Genomic DNA, 18,192 nt, shown 5'->3' with positions numbered 1-18,192 from the left:
CTTGAAAAGCCTTTTACTGTGTATTGCGTATAAGTGGTTATGCTAATACGTACTGAATAATAGTGTGCTTAATAGCCAGCTGCTTGTCCATCTTTTCTGCTTTCAGAAGCACCAAAGTAAACGCCTTTTTTAGCGTCCCAGGCTATTGCTTGATAGCCACCAAATGCACCTACCACACGCTGCAATGTATGTCCTCTTTCCATAAGCTCTCGCTGAACCTCCTCGCTGAACCCCGATTCTAAGCTTACGTACCCCCCGTCTAGCATGAGCTCTCCAGTTGGGCTGCTTGAACCGCTATGAAGTATTCTTGGTGCATCTCCGGCCTCTTGCAGGTTCATTCCAAAGTCGAGAACATTCACGATTATTTGGGCGTGCATTTGTGGCTGCGTTCCGCCTCCCATTACCCCAAAGCTCATGACTGGGCGACCATTACGCGTAACAAAAGCCGGGATAATAGTATGAAACGGACGTTTGCCCGGTCGATACTCATTGAAGTGACCCTCTTCCAAAGTGAACATTTCCCCTCGGTTTTGCAGCACAAAGCCCAACCCTGGAGGTGTCATTCCTGATCCCATGCCGCGATAGTTACTTTGTATTAGCGACACCATGTTGCCTTCTTTGTCTGCTACCGTTAAATATATGGTGTCGCCTTCATAAATCCCTGCATCGACGCGAGTGGCGGCTTTTTCCATATCAATGAGTGATTGGCGCTCTTTGGCGTACTCTTTAGATATCAACCAGTCTACAGGAATATCGTTAAAGTCTGGGTCGGCATAGAACTTGGCTCTATCTTCAAAAGCTAGTTTTTTCGCCTCAACAAAGGTATGAATATAATCAGCTGAGTTGAACCCCATTCCTTCAATATCGAAGCGCTCTAGTACATTGAGTATTTGTAAAGCTGCAATGCCTTGACCATTAGGGGGCAGTTCCCAAACGTCGTAACCACGGTAATTAGCGGATACTGGCTCGACCCACTGTGATGTATGAGACGCTAAATCCTGATAAGAAAGAAACCCACCTTGGGCTTCCATATAAGCATCAATAGTGCGCGCTATATCCCCTTTGTAGAAGGCATCTCTGCCACCAGTAGCAATTTTCTCATAGGTAACAGCAAGCCCGGGATTTTTGAAAATATCGCCTTTTTGGGGTACTCGCCCATCAATTAAAAAAGTATCAGCAAAGCCATCATAATGACCAATTCTATCGGTGTTCATTTGCCAGTAATACGCAATGAGCTCTGAAACCGGAAAGCCATTTTTCGCATATTGAATGGCAGGGGTAAGAAGCTCAGCCATGGACAGCTTGCCAAACTTTTCATGAAGTTTAAACCACCCATCAACCGCTCCTGGCACAGATACGGGTAGCGGCCCAAACTTGGGAATTTTGTTAAAACCACGTTCTGCAAATACGGCTTTCGTCAGCGTACGAGGTGAGCGCCCCGATGCATTGAGTCCAACCAGCTTTTTTTCGTTCGCATCCCACACAATAGCAAAAAGGTCGCCACCTATACCGCTGCCTGTAGGCTCAACAAGACCTAGCATGGCGTTGGCGGCAATAGCTGCATCAACCGCGCTTCCCCCTTTCTTTAACACATCTAATGCAACTTGCGTAGCAAGAGGCTGGCTCGTGGCTGCCATACCGTTTTGCGCAATTACCTCAGATCGGCTTGCAAATGCTTTACCCGTTACTCTGTCATAAGCAAATGATGAAGATATACCGAAACAAACGCATAACGCTGTGATGAAAAGTGAAGTTACAGTCAGTAAACTCTTTATTTTTATTATCATAAAAGCCTCTTTTTAGTGAAAAGCGCTTTATTAGTGTAGCGCCTTACCTGCAATACGCATAGGCTTATTCTAGAACGAAAAAAGCCCCGCTATTGCGAGGCTTAAGAGATGTTATTCAGGCATTATTGTTGTTGCTTTATCGCCTACATCAATATGTATTTATTGTTAGCTTACGAGCGACCGCTGGTGAAGTCTGGATATGCTTCCAAACCACATTCGCTCATATCCACGCCGTCGAACTCTTCTTCTTCTGAAACTCGGATACCCATTGTCGCTTTCAGGGCTACCCAAACTACTAGGCTAGTTACAAATACCCATACAAAGATAGTTGCTGCACCAAGAAGCTGACCAGAGAAGCTTGAACCGTCGTTAGTGATTGGAACAAGTAGAAGACCAAGTAAACCAACAACACCGTGAACAGAGATAGCACCTACCGGATCATCAATTTTAAGCTTATCAAGACCCACGATGCTCAGTACGACTAGAATACCGCCAAGGCCGCCAAATAGTGTTGCTTCCAATGGAGTTGGTGTAGAAGGCTCTGCCGTAATCGCCACCAAACCTGCTAACGCACCGTTTAATGCCATTGTTAGATCTGCTTTACCAAACAAGATACGAGCTAAGATAAGCGCCGCAATAGTACCGCCCGCTGCAGCAGCGTTTGTGTTCATGAATACGATAGCAACAGAGTTTGCGCTTTCAACTGTCGCAGTAGCAAGTACAGAACCACCGTTGAAACCAAACCAGCCCATCCATAAAATGAACGTACCAAGCGTTGCTAGAGGTAGGTTAGCACCAGGAATCGCATTAACTTTGCCGTCAGCAGTGTATTTGCCTTTACGAGCGCCAAGAATTAACACACCAGCTAACGCCGCAGCTGCACCAGCCATGTGAACAATACCCGAACCTGCGAAGTCAGAGAAGCCAAGGTCACCTAGCGTATACATACCAAATACTGCTTCACCGCCCCAAGTCCAAGCACCTTCCATTGGGTAAATGAAACCAGTCATAACCACAGTAAAAGCTAAGAACGCCCAAAGCTTCATACGTTCAGCAACTGCGCCAGATACGATAGACATTGCAGTAGCAACGAAAACAACCTGGAAGAAGAAGTCTGCAGAAGGCGCATAGGTAGCAGGATCTTCCGCAACGTCTGTTGCGCCGTCACCTAAAATGCCACTTAGGAAAGGACCCCATTCGCCACCACCATACATAATGCCGTATCCGCAAATCATGTACATTGTGCATGCAATAGCAAACAAAGAGATATTTTTAGTTAGAATTTCAGTGGTATTTTTAGCTCGAACCAAACCGGCCTCAAGCATGGCAAAACCTGCCGCCATCCACATTACCAGCGCGCCGCAAATTAAGAAGTAAAAGGTATCTAGCGCATACCCAAGTTCAAAAGTGATTTCCATTATGGTTTTCTCCGCAAATATATCGTTATGGCTTACAGCGCGTCGGTGTCCGACTCACCAGTTCGAATACGAACGGCATGTTCAAGGTCGTATACAAACACCTTGCCGTCACCAATTTTGCCCGTCTTGGCAGCGCTAACAATGGCTTCAACCAAACGCTCTACCTGATCATCTTGGACCGCAATTTCTAATTTAACCTTGGGTAGAAAATCTACTTGGTATTCCGCCCCGCGGTAGAGTTCTGTATGTCCCTTTTGACGTCCAAAGCCTTTTACTTCGGTCACGGTTAGACCGTCGATCCCGATTTCTGAAATGGCTTCACGAACATCATCTAGCTTAAATGGCTTGATGATAGCAGTGACTAATTTCATGTGATGCTCCCAGTTTATTGTGATTATTCTGCAAAAATTGCGTACTTACAGGAATGTATACCAAGAGGTATGCCATAAATAATTATGCATATAAATCAGATAGATAATCATAGCGAGAGAGTGAAAAGACAAAAACAATGCACCAAGATGGTGCGGAAGAAATCTTATGCCCAAAAATGACGCGAACAAAGTTCACATAAAACAGGGGGGTAACTCAATATGCCGCGGAACTATCATTTGAAAGGTAGGTCTGTAAATGACGATGACAATGAACTACACCTCGATTTTTGCGCCTGAGCGCCTAATTCAAGACCATGCACGCAAACAGCACTTCGCATGGCGTGGTCTATTGATATCTTTATGTGTTCATATAGGTGGCGTAGTGATTATCATCTTGTCAAGCCAACACGGCATTGAAAAAAAGAAAGCGACCATAGCTAACTCTCCCTCAATAGCCACAATAAAGGCCGTACTTTTTAGACCATCGCCCAGTGTAGATAGAACGCAACCCATTAATAATATTGAAAGTAAAGAGGACTCTGGGAATATTGGAAATGAGGATAGAAGCGTATTGACCTCACCGGCTGCGCAAGAACCCGCTAGCACTGAAAGACAAATAGAAAAGGTGACACCCGAGCCACCTGCACAATCGCCATCTTTAGATATACAAACAAGCCAAAATCCTCCTGTCGCACCGGAGGTTCCTATTAAAAAATTGATACAAAAACAGCAGGCAAATCGTCAGGCGGGTCGTTTAAAGGTGTCTAGCGCCCAAGCAGCAGCAGAATATTTAGATAGTTATAACAAAGCGCGTATTGGCGAAGAATCTGCTAATGCGGCCTCGTCTTATGCAACGAAAAAAAGAAGCCCCGATATTTTCGACCTTCGAAAAGGCGAAGATAGAGATGAAAAATTATACAATCAGCGTCCAGAAAAAATCGTAAACTGTACTGGCACTACCAATAAAATCCTTACGACATTGAGTGGATTAGCTGGCGGCACGATGAAATGCTCTAATAGAAGTGGTCATCAGCGCTTTATCGAAGCCCGAATAAACAAGACACCTGAAGGTGATGAGCAAACAAATTAGGGCGCATTGACGTTCGCCCCCCTTTTGTAAACAACGCTACGGAATTGTTGTGTTGCCAAGCATTGGCGTAACGACGTATTCTGACTACATAATAATTTAATAAGGAATAATCTGTGGCTGGAGCTAATTTACTTGCCTTACTTGACGATATTGCCACCTTAATGGACGACATTGCCACTATGTCAAAAGTGGCGGCACAAAAAACCGCTGGCGTTTTGGGTGACGATTTGGCGGTTAATGCAGACCAAGTACAAGGAATTAAAGCAGACAGAGAATTACCCGTTGTGTGGGCGGTAGCAAAAGGCTCGTTGTTAAATAAAGCGATATTAGTGCCTGCAGCCCTAGCAATTAGCGCCTTTGTACCGTCACTCATTACCTTACTATTAGTGCTAGGCGGGCTTTACTTATGCTTTGAGGGAGCTGAAAAACTGCTGCATAAATACCTACCACACGGTGATGAGACGCAAGAGCGAGAGGCACGAATAGATGCCATTGCTCACGAAGACGTTGATATGGTGGCTTTCGAGCAAAAAAAGATAAAAGGCGCTATACGAACAGACTTTATTTTATCAGCCGAAATTATTGTTATTGCTTTAGGCACAGTAAGCGAAGCGCCTTTGACCACACAGGTTGGTGTATTGGTCGCACTGAGTTTGGCTATAACATTAGGCGTATATGGTTTAGTAGCCGGCCTTGTAAAAATGGATGACGTTGGACTTTACATGCTGCGTAAGTCATTAACAGGAAGCATGAATACTTTGCAACGCATTATCGGACGAGCCTTACTTGTTGCGGCTCCCGCCATCATGAAAACATTGGCAGTGGTAGGTACTATTGCAATGTTTTTAGTAGGTGGGGGTATCCTAACGCACAGTATTGGCGTTTTACACCACGTTACGGCATGGGCAACCCAATTAGTGCCTAGTGCAGACTTCGCGATGTCTATTTTAGCCGATGGCGTTGTAGGCATGTTAGCAGGAGCGGTTGTTGTTTTAGCAGTGACATTGATATCGCGCTTGCGCTCAGCTTCCTAATCAAAAACTAATCAGCATCAAATTAGAGCGCGCTTTTCAAACGACGTGCTCTCTTATCTCTTCTACTTCGTTTTTGGTGAAGGGCACAAAAGCCATCTTTCAACTCTTTAAAACTATCCTCACTCACAAGTTGGTTAATTTAACCAACCAACTTTCAAAACCACTAAATTTTAGTTTCACACATTCTACTCTCTACAACCGCCTTTTATCCTACACAAAATAAATCATTATAAATCAATATTTTAAACACAAAATAAAAAGTGGCACAACACTCGCAAAGAAAGAGATATCGAAAGATACAAAGAAAAATAGTTACTTGATAACGACCTAAAACTTTAGGGTCGAGAAAATCGAAAGCTGCCAGGCAGTATATTTTAGTGCAGTGTTCAACTCTTATTAAAAGGAAAAAGTTATGTTTACCCGTAAAAATCTTTTCACTGCATTAATATTAACATCTGGCGTACTAAGTGCTTCTGCAATGGCCAACGACAATGTTGCTGGGTTGCAATCACAAACCGATTATTTAGTGGCCAGCGCCATTGAGGAAGTAAGACAAGAAACTTCAATAAATATTGCCTATGACGTTATCACAGCTAGTCATACATTTGAGCCTGATGCGAACGAAGCAACTACACTACTGGCAGATATTACAATAACGCCTATCTCACCTGAAACGACCGATGATAACGACGCGTAAGGAGGGAGTTATGATTACTGGCAGTACATTATTTATGCTTGTACTCGGTCCTTTTATTGCTTTTGCCGTGAGTGCTATTGCGTTTTCAACAGCACGCATATTTTTCCAGAAAGGCCATTAAACAGTTTTGTTCCCCTAGCCTTCCCTGCCTCCTTGGGCCCTAGCTCTGGTGGAAGAGAGTACGCAACCTGCATATTGATATGTTTGCGTTGTTAGCTCTCTTCTTACTGGAGCATTTTTATCCTGGAGCATTTTTATCCGAAGATCCGCTCCCACCAGCTCTTCTTTTTATTCTTTTTATCACTGCCAACAGGTCGCCCTGAGCAATCTTGCTCGGGAGTAGGTAACACATCTAGAATTGCTGGCACGCTTAGACTGCCTGCACACCCAGCCACAACTACTGCACCGGTTTTAGCATCAAAGTGTGCAATACCTAAACCTTTTGGAAAACGCCTAGATAACGACTTTGGCGCCTGTGACCTCATATAATTTATAAAAACGGGAAGCGCACCTCCAGCACCGGTTAAGTTAACCGTTTTATTATCATCGTTACCTACCCACACAGTGACGACATGGTTCCTATCGAACCCGCTAAACCAACTATCTCGATAATCGTCAGTCGTCCCGGTTTTGCCCGCCATATTAATTTTACCAAATGTAGCACCTATACGCTTTGCGGTGCCTTCGGTGGTCACCTTGTAAAGTGCATAGTTCAATAGGTAAGTTGCTGCTTCATCTACACGCTGAGAGAAAAACTCCGCTTTTTTCCATAGCAACGCGTTTTCGGCAGTCACTACCGATGTAACTGTGTGTAGAGGAATGTAGCGACCATCATTAGACAGGGTCTGGTACATCTGATTGGTGGCAAATGGTGTGAGCTCAAACGCTCCGAGCGTCATTGAAGGCACCTCATCTAACGGCGATTTCACACCAAGGCGTTTAATGGTATCAGCGAGAGTATCTAGCCCTACCTGCATACCTAAATTTACTGTTGGAATGTTGAGTGATTCGGTTAACCCCTGCAATAGAGGCACTTGCCCTCTAAACTCTTTGTCATAATTTTTTGGAGACCACGGCTTGCCGTTTTTGCTCTCAAGGGTAATTGGCTTATCTTCTAGGGGTGTGGCCAAATTAAACTGCGTTGGATCTTCTAGAGCCGACAAATAAACCGCGGGTTTCACAAGTGAGCCAATAGGACGCCGAGCGTCTAATGCGCGGTTGAACCCGTTATAGGAAACATTTCGATCTCCCACAATCGCTCTTACCTCACCACTTGCGCTATCGGTAATAACCATTGCGCCTTGTAGTGTCGCTTTTCTGTCTTTTTGCAGGCTGTCTAATGTGCCGGACATTGCGCGTTCAGCTCGGCGCTGGGCAACAATATCGAGTGTGGTAAATACCTTTACACCAGAGTCTCTCAAGCTAGGCTCTGCCAATATTTCGTCAAGCTCTCTGCGAACTTGCTCCATAAACGCGGGGTGTTTACCGCTGGCTAAGCTTGCTCCACTTGCCAATCCAAGCGGCATATTAATATAACGTTCATACTCTTCTCTGCCGATCTCGTTCTCATCAAACAACACACGAAGCACTAAGTCTCGTCGTTCTTTTGCCCGTTCAGCGTATTTACGAGGGTTGTAGTAAGAAGGACCTTTGATGATAGCAACTAGGGTGGCGATTTCTGGCACGCTTAGCTCGTTAGCGGGTCTGTCAAAGTAAAAATAACTGGCAAGCCCGAAACCGTGCACCGCCATGTCGCCGTTCTGACCTAGAAAGACCTCATTTAGGTATGCCTCTATGATTTCTGATTTACTGTATCTGGCATCAATAATCACCGCCATAATGGCTTCTTTCGCTTTTCTCACCAACGAGCGTTCTCGAGTAAGAAACATATTTTTTACTAGCTGCTGAGTAAGCGTGCTGCCACCTTGAACAGTTCTACCTGCGGCAATATTAGCCAATAACGCCCGTATAATTGATAAGGGTGCGACGCCGTGGTGGTTATAGAAGTTTCGGTCTTCAACAAGGGTAAGCGCTTTGGGAAGTAGCTCAGGAATGGTATCTAATGACACTAACATACGATCTTCTATCGAGCCGCTTGTCATTCTTGTCACCAGCCAAGGTTCTAATCTCACAGAGCCAAACTCGCGCTCTTGAGTCTTGTCGTAAATTTCTGACACTCTCGCGCCGTTCCAGCTTACCACCAAATGACGAAGAGGCTCCGCACCCTCTGGAAATTGAAATGCTCGGCGCTGAACTGTTAGCACTCGATTTTGATAGCTAAATTCTCCGCTATCATTCGCAAAGGTTACCCTGCGATAACCCAGCAAGTTTAGTTCATCAATAACTTCCTGTGGAGTAATTTCCTCGCCTTTACTCAGGCGCAATGGACGGGCAAATATTTGAGCTGGGACCTCCCACTTATTACCAGAAAAGCCCTTTTTTATCTGAGCGTCGAGATAAAACGCATAGGCCGCGAGTACAACAAGCCCAACAAGTGACAGGCGCCAAAAAGCGCTGAAAAGCCATCGACGCTTGCCATTTTTCTCGTTATTTGATGCACTACGACTCGATTTGCCTTTACTGGTTGTCTTGCTTGCTGCTGAGGTATTCTTCGATTGTCTTTTTGCCACGATAAAGCGCCGTAAAATAGTAAGTGCTTTCACTTACCGGTCCTTAAATTTATGGAGTGAACATTACCACCGCACCCGCTGCGCAACAACTGCTAAACACAAGGTCTTCAGTTTAAACAAAACTGCCATATGGAATTTTGCTCGCACTTTGCAGTCACTATGCGATAGCATGCAAACAAGTATCAAAGGAAATTTACTATGCGCTTAGTTTCACTATTCTCTGCCACCGCCTCTTCAAAAGCGGAGGTTTTCAAATCACGTTTGTCTGTACCCGTGTTTTCCCGTGCTTTTTCTGCAATTTCGCTAGCCGTTCTGTTTTCAAGCTTTTCTGCATCGTATGTCAGTGCAAACGATGACTTTGCCACCTGCACCTCGGCTCTTGAGCAAAAAGCGCAGCAACAAGGAGTAAGTCAGCAAACCATTGATGCTATTTTTCCATCTCTCGTTCATCAAGATAACGTAATAAAATACGACAGAAGCCAACCTGAGTTTGTGCAAACATTTCCAGGCTACTTCAGTAAACGTGTTACTGAATGGCGCACCAATAAAGGTAAGGAAATGTATGCAAAACACAAAACGTTATTGCAAAAGCTCAATGACAAATACGGTGTACCTCCTCACTATTTGCTAGCCTTTTGGGGCTTAGAAACAAACTTTGGAAACTACAAAGGCAAAATGCCGGTGCTCGACTCACTTGCCACTCTTGCCTGTGACAAGCGCCGCAGTAGTTATTTCACGCAAGAGTTTTTAGTGGCTGTTAAGCTCTTTGAGAGAGAAAAGCTAAATCGTGAAGAAATGGTAGGCTCGTGGGCAGGGGCTATGGGGCACACTCAATTTATGCCATCGGCGTATACCCATTACGCTATTGACGGCGACGGCGATGGGCAAATTAACCTTTGGGCCAGTGAGGAAGACGCACTATCCTCCGCCGCCAACTTCCTTTCCAACTTAGGTTGGGAGGCAGGGTTCAGATGGGGGCGTGAAGTACAGCTACCCAATGACTTTAATTACCAACTTTCGGGCTACAAAAACCGCCAGTCTCTCAGTGAATGGAATGACATTGGCATAAAGCGCACCGATGGCAGCGAGCTTGGTAACGCTGACACGTCTGCTTATGTGATTGTGCCAGCCGGTCATCAAGGGCCCGCATTTATTGCTTATAAAAATTTCAGAGTGATCATGCGCTGGAATAACTCAGAGTTTTATGCCATTTCTGTTGGTGTACTGGCAGATAAAATATCCGGAGCGTCTGGTATTCAAGCACCTCTTCCAGATCTTCCAGCGTATAGCCGAAAAGACATCATTGCTCTGCAAGGAAAGCTAAACACATTAGGGTTTGACGTTGGTAAGCCCGATGGAATTATTGGGCCTGCCACACGTGAAGGGATCCGCAATTACCAGCTCGCCAATAAGATGATTGCCGATGGTTTTCCCGGGCTTGATGTGATGAATGCATTAGATATTTCGCTAGAAAAACGCTCTTCATAATGACAAAGCCGCGCCTTCGCTTACTAGAACGCGCGGCTATTATCTGTGATGCGGGTTTTGTTTAGCGCTTAATGGAATTGTGTGAAAAGTTTGGAAATCACTTGGCCTTGCCTTAAGAGCTTTCTTGAAAAGCGCTTATTGCATCTCGCCATTGTGCTACGAAAGCGTAGTCATCGGCCCTTCTATCACCATTGCTCGGCAAATCGGCAAGGTTATTTTCGATGGGCTCATGGGCTAAACGGCGTGCCAAATAAAATACCTCAGAAAAGTGACCCGAACACTTCACCTCACTAGAGGCTCGAAAGATATCTTCAACTAAGCGCTCTTCAATACCCCACAATGTCAGCAAATAGTAGGTAATAAGCGCACTTAGAGGTTGCGACGCTTGCTGCAAGTCCTCGTTGTAGACAGTGTCGGGCGAACCAATTAAATAGAGTTCACCAATGCAAGCGAGCATACACATTGAAAACGCATATTCGGCTTGCTCGCTTGGAAACTCTCTTAACCGCATTAACCTGCTAGCGATAAATGCTGAGGCAAAAGCGTGCTCAACAATGTCGCGAAATCGCGAATCGTTGACATCGTATGTTTCACCCAGACTTGAAGCAATAGCAATAGATTTTATCGTATTTAAGCCAACTCGCTTTACCGCCTTATCAATAGAGGACACTTGAGTGCGAAAGCCTAAAAATGGTGAGTTAGCAGCCTGCAAAACTACCGCTACTAACGTAGGATCTGTTTCTACTACCTTGGCGACGTCGCTAAGTTCGACATTTTGATTTTTGAACAATTCGTCTAGTTTTTGGCAGGTTTCGTTTAGTACTGGAAGATGTTCCAACCGACCGAGCGCTCTTCTTATATCGATGTTTAGGGGAAGCGCCTTAAGACGAATAACCCTGTTAAACACGTTATTAATATCATCGTGCTCGAAAGGTTTTGAGATATAGATATGTACATTTGAAGCAACAATCTCTTTTATATCAATGCGAGTGTCGCCAGTCATTAATAGTCTAATTGCCTCTGGATTATGCATTCTACATTCAAGCAACACATCGTCGCCACGCGTTCCAGGCATCAGCCTATCGCACATGACCAAATCTGGTTGAATGACACCACTTTTAAGATCGCTAAGCGCCTCTTGGCCAGACTCATAAAGATGGACCGTCCATAATGGCGCTATCCTTCTCAGCGCCCTCTTTAACGATTTTAAAATCAATTGTTCATCATCAACAATGAGCACCTGATTATTAGACATCCCTTCTCCTCATACTTTAAAGGGTTGTTGAGCTAACACCTTCAACAACTGCTCTTCCGTTAGCGGCCTACTGTAATGATAGCCTTGCAACTCCTCGCAGCCCATGTTCTTTAAACATAGCGCATGTTGCGCAATTTCAATACCTTCGGCCACTACTTTCATGCCGATAGACTGGGCCATCGCCACAACATTTTTCACCACGTTATAGCTTTTTTCCTCACTCTCAACACCTTGAATTAAGCTTCTATCTAGTTTTACCACGTGAGCAGGCAATTTTAATAGGTAGTTTATCGCGGTATGGCCTGTGCCAAAATCATCGATAGCCACTTGAATGCCCAAATCAGACAGCCTGGTTAGCTGTGTACAGCAGCGTTCAAAATCATCGATAGCTGCCGACTCTGTAATTTCAATACAGGTGTACTCAGGAATTAAATCGCCACTGTCGATGAGGGCTTTTACTTTATCAACGAAACAGCCGTCGAGTAGTTGTTTTGGCGACACATTGAAGGCCAACCTAAAACCATCTGATAACGTAAACGAACGCCATCTCATTTGGAAACGTGCGGTCTCATTAAGTACCCACTCGCCGATATCGTTAATTACTGAACCCTCTTCAGCAATGGGAATAAAAACATCAGGTGCTATAACTCCGGCAATGGGGCTATTCCAACGCAACAAGCTCTCCAAACCAACAATGCGGCCGGTTTTGGCGCATACTTTAGGCTGGTAAACTAAGCTAAATTCATTATCAAAATTAGCTGACTTGAGGTGCTGCAGTACGTCGTGAGATTGCGCTAGATTGTTCCCGGAATATTCGCCTACCGGTGGAGGCATTTTTCCTGAAGATTCATTAGCAAGTATTTGGCTTAATAAATGGGCTTTATCTCGTTTTCGCACTCCAGCGTTTACCTCTTCAACAATACGCTTATTGTCCCAGGGTTTACGCAAAAAACGTTCGGCAATATCATCGTTCATACACTCGATAACGTCATCGGTGTCAGCATCGCCACTTAAAATAAAGTTACATGAAAAAGGTTGGAAACGACGAGCCTCTCGTAAAAAAGTAACTCCGTTCATTATTGGCATTCGATAATCGGCAATGATCACATCAAACGATTGATTTTTAACAACTTCAAGAGCTTCTGCAGGGCAAGACGCTTTAACTACGTGATAGTCTTCGTAAAGAAGCACGCGCCCTAATGCTTTTAGTACACTTGCCTCGTCATCAACGAGCAGTACCTTAGATTGTTGCTGCTGCTTTAACATCATCGTTTACTCGTTACTTATAAACTGCTCACTACATAAGAACGCCGCTTATTCAAAAAACTCTCCAGCAGATTAGCTGCAAAATAGAATATGAGTGCGAACATCGTGTGCCCGATTTTACTAATATAAAAGAGGCTTAGAACTAATCCATTAGTACTTTCTTCTGCGCTAACATAAACCCCTTTTTATGGGCAAGTCACATATTAGATACGTATAAATTGCGTATAAAAACACCACAACTTTTGCAAATGCCAGCAAAAACTAGCTAAGAGTATATTTTACCAGCTAATTAGAAATAGACATCATTAAAAAGTTGATACATTTACGACAATAGCGACACAGCATGAAATTTCCACTCAAAAAATGGCTTTTTTTTGAAATTATCCCTTCTCTAACGCGACAATTCTGCACTCAAACCGTCAAAACGTCATATATAAGGCATTACTTATAAACAACCGAGTAGAGATTAGACAAAGTAAAGTATGCATTAAAATACTTAAACCGTTCTTTTTAACCACATTGTTACATTCGCTTTTTAGTCTTATTTGTAGGTTTAGCGATAGCAGGGTCGTCGGGCCAAAAGTGCTTTGGATATCGCCCTTTCATTTCCTTCTGTATCTCTTTGTAACTGCCCTGCCAAAATGTATTTAAATCACTGGTTGTTTGCAGCGGCCGGCCGGCGGGAGAGAGAAGTTCGCAGATCACAATAACCTTCCCACCAGCAATGACGATAGGAACTGATTGTGAGTACATTTCTGTGAGCTTTACGGATAAGACAACATCTCCATTTTCTCTGTAATCCAATTTACCCTCTCGCTGGGTTGGAAGAGTTACCGATGTCGGTAACATTTGCTCTAGCGCATGCTGTTGCGACCAAGTGAGGCCGTTGCTCAATGCAGTCTTCCAGGAAAGGCGTTGTAATGCTTTTAATGAAGTGCAGTTCGCAAGTTGCTCTGAAAGCCACTGCCTCGCATGCTGCACAAGGTCATTGAGTGAGTTTGGCCAAGTAGCATCACTGTCAAACCCTTGCTGTAAAGGCAGGTTGTGCTTCGCAGCTAGTTTTACCCGCCGCCACCACTGCCAATCAGAATCGGACAGTGGCCACTCTTTCAGCGGTATCGCTTCCAAATAGTTCAACCATGCCTCGACAGTGGATTGCTGCCAGTAAGATTTGTTTTTTCCCCGTTCCTCTTTCGAGACAGGTTTACTCTCAAGATCTATTGCATAAAAACCGGTAATAGTTCTTGCCTCCATGTCACCGGTTGCCTGATTAAGCCGAACTTGTTTTTTCTCATTGAAAGCGTTGGGAAAGACAGCGCGCAAATAGCTATTGGAAACAGGCTGGGCTAGACGAATTTTTATTGTATTGTCGATATGCTGTCCGTGCAAAACTGCTAGCCATTGATACGGCGATGCGGCTGTTAAGCTGTCAATAGTGGCTCCCTTTCCACTTGCTAACTTGTAATCTGCAGATACAGTATTGCTATGAGGCCCTTGTTTATGCCTTTTCTGCTGAAGCGATTTTATATCTTGCGTGCTCCCTGTGCGCAGATAAGCAACCTGTAACGGAAAGGCAATGGCAATACATAATCCAATAGCGTCATCATCAAGCATTGAAAGTGAGAGCCCGTTTTTTTCTAGGCCAACAAAGCGTTCAAACCGGCTTGCAAGCTTTAGAAGCTGCGCCCTATCTTTTGCACTCAACCCGCGAAGCGTGTCTCCTACCAATGGGCTATTTTGCCCCTGATTACGTTGGCCTAGTTCGGTGCTTTCGCTTAGTGCCACAATAAAGGGCGCTGCTTGCCTCATGGCGTTTTGCATGGCTTGACTTATTGAGGCTTCACCAAAAGCACGACCTCCCCGCTTACAGGTTAAGAGCAAATTTGCTAAATGAGGCTGACAAGGAAGCTCGGCTATTGATTTACCATAATTGGTTATTGCTCCGTTTTGGTCGACACATCCTAGCCGCTGCAACTTTTTAAGTGCTACAGATTCTTGAGTAGCACTAGGCGCCGTTAACAGCGCCAGCTCGCTTGGCCTGCTTCCCCACGCGTAAGTATCGAGTAACAAACCAGTAATATCTTCTTTTTCAATTTGCGCAGCACTGTGTTTGGCGAGACGTTCAAAGCTCTCTTTACTGCAAAGCCTGTAGCATACGCCTTCGCTTACCCTACCCGCTCTTCCCGTTCGCTGCACTGCAGATGCTTGAGAAATACGCTGCATAATAAGCTGTGTCATATCGCTAGAGGGGTGATATTGAGCGCTATTTTCCCACAAACTGTCTATTACCACGGTAACCCCTTCAATAGTTAGACTGGTTTCAGCGATATTAGTGGCTAATATAATTTTTCGACGACCGTGCTCATCAGGAAATATAGCGCGCTCTTGGGCAGCTTTTCTCAGTGCACCATAAAGAGGTAAAACCACCGCGTTGTCATGGCTGCTCATGATGTCGATATCGCGCTCAACTGCATTAATAACACCGCGATTTGGCAAAAACGCCAATATATCTCCATGATGGCGTGACACCGCATTTTTTATGGCCAAAACAGTATTGCTAACAATATCTTTCGCTAGCGTGTCCTTACCATAAAACACTTCCACAGGATACGCGCGACCTTCTGTACTCAAGTGACTAACCGTGATTGGACTGTGCTCTTCAAGGAGCTGGTTTAACGGCTCAAGTTGAAGAGTTGCCGACATCACCACAAGTCGCAGGTCTTCACGAAGTCCTGCCTGCACTTCTAAGGCTAACGCCAGCCCGAAGTCACTATGGATACTTCGTTCGTGAAACTCATCGAATATGATAACTGCAACACCCTGTAACTCTGGGTCTTGTTGAATCATGCGAGTTAACACACCCTCGGTGATTAACTCTATGCGAGTTTGTTGACTCACCTTAGTTTCACCACGAATACGATAACCTATGGTTTGTCCTACCGGCTCACCAAGCTGCTTTGCCAGAAAACCGGCTAGGTTTCTCACCACTACTCGTCGCGGCTGCATAAGCAACACCTTGCCTTTCAACTCGCTGGATAACAGCGCCAAAGGCAATATTGTCGATTTACCAGCCCCCGGTGGAGCACCTATAACGATGTTATTTTTTTGAATATCTCGGCATAATGACTCTACTAGAGAGAAGGCGGGTAGATGTGCAAGGTTGTTTGCCACTGCCTTTGACGAATGATTTGACAAACTATCTGATGAATTGGAATGCATAACGCCTAGTAACGAAGAACAAGCTGATATCGGCAATGTACCTTAAATATGCACCGCAAGTGTACCCATAGGCATGACTAATTGGGCTTTTCTACAGATTTTCTTAAGTTGCTCATTTCTATCGCAGTTTTTCCAATAGTTTGTGCCGATTAGCCTAGCTAGGTTACGCCAACATATATTGCTGTCTTTGCTATTTTGTAAACCTTTGCCGTTATCAATTGGTAACTATAAAGGTGCAACTAGGGCGACAGGACAGATATCGGCAGCATGTATTAATGATGAGGACCAACAGATGAGGACCAACATATGCGATGCTTCATAGGTTTAGATTTAAGTGCAACACAAAAGTTAGCATTAGAAAGTTGGCAGCAAAAGGCGATGCCAGAAGTGATGCCTCGCCAAAAAGTGAAAAGTAAAGAAAGTACTTTTACTGGTAAAAAGCGTGATAAAAAAGCCAAAGGAAACTTTGTCGCTAACGAGCCAGCTGCACCTTACGCTGTTCCAGCGGCAAACTATCATATGACATTGTGCTTTTTAGGCAGCATTTCGCACCGACAACATGAGTCACTGTTAGCTGAGTTAGATGCACTCTCTGAAGAACCTTTTGCATTTACCCTCGATAACGTTGGTGTATGGAATGGCCCTAAAATACTTTTTGCTTCGCCAACCTCCCCTCCCAAGCCACTCATGACTTTAGCGAAACAAGTTCGCAAATGTGCGAGACGTTCTGCAATAGAAATAGACAGTAAAGAATATAAACCTCACGTTACTATGGTACGAAAAGCGACATCTGCTATGCCGCTTCCGCTTTTTTCGCCAAACATTGATGTTCAGGTTGACGCATTTCACTTGTTTGAGTCGGTTTCAACACCACAGGGAGTCACCTATCCTATTCGCCATTCTTGGTCACTGGAATACAGTATGTCTGTTAGAGAAAAGCTCAGAAGAGGGATCACTGAGTAGGGTATTCATTATTATAGTCAAGGCTTACCAGACCATTGGTGCGCTAATTTCTTTACATCACTATCGTTGACAGGTAAAAAGGGGTCAACCTTTATCGAAGTCTCCTTTTATCAATGCAACAAACTTATAAATTAGTCATAGATTGTCCGGATCAGGTTGGTCTTGTAGCCAGTGTTTCTCAGTTCTTAGCAGACCATAACGCCACTATAGTAGAGGCAAGTCATCATACCGATCTGCAAACAGGCCGTTTCTTCATGCGCCATGAAATTGGTGCCAGTACGCTTACGCTGAATGCCGAAAGTTTTGTGAAAGAATTTACTCCTCTTGCCAACGAATATCAGATGAATTGGAAGTTTACTGATTCATCGAAAAAGCAACGAGTTGCGCTTCTGGCTAGCTTAGAGTCCCATTGTTTAGTCGATATTCTTCACCGTTGGCACACGGGTGAATTGTACTGTGACATCCCCGTCATTATTGGAAACCACCCGCAAATGAAACAATTTGCTGACTGGTATAAAGTCCCTTTCCACTGGGTAGACTTTAAAGCCTTGGGAAAAGAAGCCGCATTTGCTCAAATTAAAACGTTACTGCAAGAATACAAAATTGACCTAACTGTTCTTGCACGTTTTATGCAAATACTCCCCGATACGCTGTGCCAAGAGTTGCAGGGCAAAGCAATTAATATTCACCATAGTTTCTTACCAAGCTTTGCCGGCGCGAAGCCATATCAACAGGCCTACGACCGTGGCGTAAAATTAATTGGTGCAACGTGTCACTACGTTACTAAAGACTTAGACGAAGGCCCTATTATTGAGCAAAGTGTAAAGCGAATTAGCCACAGTGATAATGCAGCAGATATGGTGCGCAAAGGTAAAGATTGTGAAGTCACCGCTCTTGCTCACGGTGTGCGTTACCACTTAGAAGACCGTGTCATTATTCACAGAAACAAAACCGTGGTATTTGCGTAAACGTTC

The 18,192-nt window shown here is 44.4% G+C and carries 13 protein-coding genes; 6 read left to right on the top strand and 7 right to left on the bottom strand.

The features are described from left to right. Positions 1-68: 68 nt before the first annotated feature. The 3 genes from ggt to glnK form a co-directional block, all read right to left on the bottom strand. Positions 69-1,787, bottom strand: a complete 1,719-nt coding sequence (gene ggt / locus BM528_RS01995; RefSeq protein WP_071978437.1) for a gamma-glutamyltransferase — start codon at positions 1,785-1,787, stop codon at positions 69-71. Positions 1,788-1,957: 170 nt separating this feature from the next. After that, positions 1,958-3,205 carry an ammonium transporter gene (locus BM528_RS01990; RefSeq protein ID WP_071978436.1) on the bottom strand — a complete coding sequence of 416 codons (1,248 nt, stop codon included), beginning with the start codon at positions 3,203-3,205 and terminating at the stop codon, positions 1,958-1,960. Positions 3,206-3,237: 32 nt separating this feature from the next. Then, positions 3,238-3,576 (bottom strand): P-II family nitrogen regulator, encoded by a 339-nt coding sequence (gene glnK, locus BM528_RS01985; RefSeq protein WP_071978435.1) that lies wholly within the window; start codon positions 3,574-3,576, stop codon positions 3,238-3,240. Positions 3,577-3,832: 256 nt separating this feature from the next. Between glnK and BM528_RS01980 the strand changes: the two genes are divergently transcribed. The 3 genes from BM528_RS01980 to BM528_RS01970 all read left to right on the top strand — a co-directional run bounded on the left by BM528_RS01980 (position 3,833) and on the right by BM528_RS01970 (position 6,397). Then, positions 3,833-4,666, top strand: coding sequence for a hypothetical protein (locus BM528_RS01980; RefSeq protein WP_071978434.1), 834 nt, complete (start codon positions 3,833-3,835; stop codon positions 4,664-4,666). Positions 4,667-4,779: 113 nt separating this feature from the next. Continuing rightward, entirely contained in the window at positions 4,780-5,700 is a 921-nt protein-coding gene (locus BM528_RS01975; protein ID WP_071978433.1) for a DUF808 domain-containing protein, read from the top strand. A 412-nt stretch (positions 5,701-6,112) separates the two neighbouring features. Then, entirely contained in the window at positions 6,113-6,397 is a 285-nt protein-coding gene (locus BM528_RS01970) for a hypothetical protein (protein WP_071978432.1), read from the top strand. Between the two features lie 254 nt (positions 6,398-6,651). On the opposite strand, the gene mrcB is transcribed toward BM528_RS01970, so the two are convergent. After that, positions 6,652-9,027, bottom strand: a complete 2,376-nt coding sequence (gene mrcB, locus BM528_RS01965; RefSeq protein ID WP_071981104.1) for a penicillin-binding protein 1B — start codon at positions 9,025-9,027, stop codon at positions 6,652-6,654. Positions 9,028-9,225: 198 nt separating this feature from the next. Between mrcB and BM528_RS01960 the strand changes: the two genes are divergently transcribed. After that, positions 9,226-10,515: a lytic murein transglycosylase gene (locus BM528_RS01960; protein ID WP_071978431.1), complete on the top strand. Its 1,290-nt coding sequence runs from the start codon at positions 9,226-9,228 to the stop codon at positions 10,513-10,515. 112 nt (positions 10,516-10,627) lie between these two features. Here BM528_RS01960 and BM528_RS01955 read toward each other — a convergent pair whose 3' ends face one another. The 3 genes from BM528_RS01955 to hrpB all read right to left on the bottom strand — a co-directional run bounded on the left by BM528_RS01955 (position 10,628) and on the right by hrpB (position 16,255). Continuing rightward, complete coding sequence (locus BM528_RS01955; RefSeq protein ID WP_071978430.1) at positions 10,628-11,770, bottom strand: HDOD domain-containing protein; 1,143 nt, start codon at positions 11,768-11,770, stop codon at positions 10,628-10,630. Positions 11,771-11,779: 9 nt separating this feature from the next. Then, positions 11,780-13,039 (bottom strand): EAL domain-containing response regulator, encoded by a 1,260-nt coding sequence (locus tag BM528_RS01950; protein ID WP_071978429.1) that lies wholly within the window; start codon positions 13,037-13,039, stop codon positions 11,780-11,782. 519 nt (positions 13,040-13,558) lie between these two features. Then, positions 13,559-16,255, bottom strand: coding sequence for an ATP-dependent helicase HrpB (gene hrpB, locus BM528_RS01945; protein ID WP_083595167.1), 2,697 nt, complete (start codon positions 16,253-16,255; stop codon positions 13,559-13,561). Positions 16,256-16,561: 306 nt separating this feature from the next. Here hrpB and thpR point away from each other — a divergent pair, with 306 nt between their 5' ends. Together thpR and purU are read left to right on the top strand one after the other, a co-directional pair. Further along, positions 16,562-17,218, top strand: coding sequence for an RNA 2',3'-cyclic phosphodiesterase (gene thpR / locus BM528_RS01940; RefSeq protein ID WP_071978428.1), 657 nt, complete (start codon positions 16,562-16,564; stop codon positions 17,216-17,218). A 113-nt stretch (positions 17,219-17,331) separates the two neighbouring features. Then, a complete protein-coding gene (gene purU / locus BM528_RS01935) occupies positions 17,332-18,186 on the top strand; it encodes a formyltetrahydrofolate deformylase (RefSeq protein WP_071978427.1) in 855 nt (284 codons plus the stop codon). Positions 18,187-18,192 lie beyond the last annotated feature (6 nt).

The organism is Alteromonas sp. RW2A1 (genome assembly GCF_001886475.1).
Taxonomy (GTDB): domain Bacteria; phylum Pseudomonadota; class Gammaproteobacteria; order Enterobacterales; family Alteromonadaceae; genus Alteromonas; species Alteromonas hispanica.
Note: the sequence above shows the minus strand (reverse complement) of the source record. Positions and strands in the feature narration are given on the sequence as shown.

Bases quoted from the DNA above. Each gene is read 5' to 3' on its own strand.
- BM528_RS01970 (WP_071978432.1), top strand. From the start codon at position 6,113: ATGTTTACCCGTAAAAATCTTTTCACTGCATTAATATTAACATCTGGC.
- glnK (WP_071978435.1), bottom strand. From the start codon at position 3,576: ATGAAATTAGTCACTGCTATCATCAAGCCATTTAAGCTAGATGATGTT.
- BM528_RS01960 (WP_071978431.1), top strand. From the start codon at position 9,226: ATGCGCTTAGTTTCACTATTCTCTGCCACCGCCTCTTCAAAAGCGGAG.
- thpR (WP_071978428.1), top strand. From the start codon at position 16,562: ATGCGATGCTTCATAGGTTTAGATTTAAGTGCAACACAAAAGTTAGCA.
- purU (WP_071978427.1), top strand. From the start codon at position 17,332: ATGCAACAAACTTATAAATTAGTCATAGATTGTCCGGATCAGGTTGGT.
- BM528_RS01950 (WP_071978429.1), bottom strand. From the start codon at position 13,039: ATGATGTTAAAGCAGCAGCAACAATCTAAGGTACTGCTCGTTGATGAC.
- BM528_RS01990 (WP_071978436.1), bottom strand. From the start codon at position 3,205: ATGGAAATCACTTTTGAACTTGGGTATGCGCTAGATACCTTTTACTTC.
- BM528_RS01955 (WP_071978430.1), bottom strand. From the start codon at position 11,770: ATGTCTAATAATCAGGTGCTCATTGTTGATGATGAACAATTGATTTTA.
- BM528_RS01980 (WP_071978434.1), top strand. From the start codon at position 3,833: ATGACGATGACAATGAACTACACCTCGATTTTTGCGCCTGAGCGCCTA.
- hrpB (WP_083595167.1), bottom strand. From the start codon at position 16,255: ATGCATTCCAATTCATCAGATAGTTTGTCAAATCATTCGTCAAAGGCA.
- ggt (WP_071978437.1), bottom strand. From the start codon at position 1,787: ATGATAATAAAAATAAAGAGTTTACTGACTGTAACTTCACTTTTCATC.